At 43.5% G+C, this 1,578-nt stretch carries 3 protein-coding genes; 2 read left to right on the top strand and 1 reads right to left on the bottom strand.

The annotated features are described in order from the left end of the window. Positions 1–111: 111 nt before the first annotated feature. The gene (gene smpB, locus AC4MRV_RS21265; RefSeq protein ID WP_005471475.1) at positions 112–597 is read right to left on the bottom strand and encodes an SsrA-binding protein SmpB; all 486 of its coding nucleotides are present in this window, start codon (positions 595–597) and stop codon (positions 112–114) included. Positions 598–716: 119 nt separating this feature from the next. Between smpB and AC4MRV_RS21260 the strand changes: the two genes are divergently transcribed. Next, positions 717–1,160 carry an SRPBCC family protein gene (locus AC4MRV_RS21260; RefSeq protein ID WP_005471451.1) on the top strand — a complete coding sequence of 148 codons (444 nt, stop codon included), beginning with the start codon at positions 717–719 and terminating at the stop codon, positions 1,158–1,160. Continuing rightward, positions 1,150–1,506, top strand: coding sequence for an RnfH family protein (locus tag AC4MRV_RS21255; RefSeq protein ID WP_491189284.1), 357 nt, complete (start codon positions 1,150–1,152; stop codon positions 1,504–1,506). Before AC4MRV_RS21260 ends, AC4MRV_RS21255 begins: the two co-directional genes overlap by 11 nt. Positions 1,507–1,578 lie beyond the last annotated feature (72 nt).

The raw sequence follows: 1,578 nt of genomic DNA, 5'->3' as shown, positions 1-1,578 counted from the left end.
GCACCTCAGACTGCAAAATTCCTGTCGAATCCTAAATCAGCCCCAAAGTGTTCTTCGCATACTACCAGAAAAGTCTAACCTGTCTAGCCTTGTGCGTTTAAGTGCTCAATATTAGCGCAGTGAGCTCTTCATCACGCGCGCTTTTTCACGAGCCCAATCTTTTTCTTTTAGATCAGTACGTTTGTCGTGCAGCTTTTTACCTTTTGCTACACCAATTTTCATCTTCACCCATGAGCGAGACCAGTAGAGCGAAAGCGCTGCTAGTGTCATACCTTCACGGTTGATGCGACCGAGTAGGTTGTCGAGTTCACGACGGCTCATTAAGAGCTTACGTACACGCGTTGGGTTTGCCACTACGTGAGTTGATGCTTGATTAAGAGGAGTGATGGTCATACCGCTGACAAAAGCTTCTCCGTCACGCATAAATACGTAACTTTCGGCGATGTTTGCTTTGCCTTGACGCAGTGCCTTAACTTCCCAGCCTTGTAGCTCTAAGCCAGCTTCAATTTCATCATCAATGAAGTATTCGTGGCGAGCTTTCTTATTGACCGCGATGGTATTGCTACCCGCTTTTTGTTTAGATTTTTTCTTTGCCATAATGGCTGCATTATACGGTTAGGATTTAAGTTAGGAAATCCCTTTATTTGCGCTGAGTGCAAATAAAAGTAAAATTGCTTACAAGCTTGAAGTTCAAGCAATTGATACGAGGAGTCAATATGAAGCAAGTCAGCCGTTCTGCTTTGGTTTCGTTTAGTGCAGAACAGATGTTCAATCTAGTGAACGATGTCGCTAGCTATCCTGAGTTTTTGCCAGGGTGCTCGGGTTCACGTGTGATTGAATCGAGCTCAGAGGCAATGGTGGCTTCAGTTGATGTTTCTAAGGCAGGGATTAGCAAAACATTTACCACATCAAATTCGTTAGTTTCTGGCGAAGCGATCATGATGAATTTGGTGGATGGGCCATTTAAGACGCTGAAAGGCGGTTGGTTTTTTACTCCTCTTGATGAGCAAGCTTGTAAAGTAGAGCTGAAATTGGAGTTTGAGTTTTCAAGTAAAATGATTGAAATGGCTTTTGGTAAAGTATTCAATGAGTTAACCAATAATATGGTGAATGCTTTCACTCAACGTGCAAAACAGGTGTATCCAGCTTATGAGTATTGAGTCCGACATGATCCATGTTGAAGTTGTTTACGCTTTGCCTCAGGAGCAGCGTGTTTTTACGCTGGTGGTGAACAAAGATATGACGGTTGAGGAAATCATCCTGCAGTCTGGCGTTTTGGAGCAATATCCTGAGATTGATCTGAAGAAAAATAAAGTCGGTGTGTTTAGCCGTAACGTTAAACTTGACGCCAATGTGCGTGATAAAGATCGCATCGAAATCTATCGTCCTTTGCTTGCGGATCCTAAAGAGATTCGTCGTAAGCGTGCAGAACAAGCTAAAGCTGCGGGAACAGCAGATCCTGTCACTGGCGGTAAGAAGAACCCACTTCGTAAAGAAGAGGCGTAATCTTTCAGTCAGCTAAGCTTGGCTTCTGATACGCAAAAGGGTTGATGCTTTCACATCAACCCTTCAAATTTT

It is taken from the genome of Vibrio sp. (genome assembly GCF_984391705.1).
Note: the sequence above shows the minus strand (reverse complement) of the source record. Positions and strands in the feature narration are given on the sequence as shown.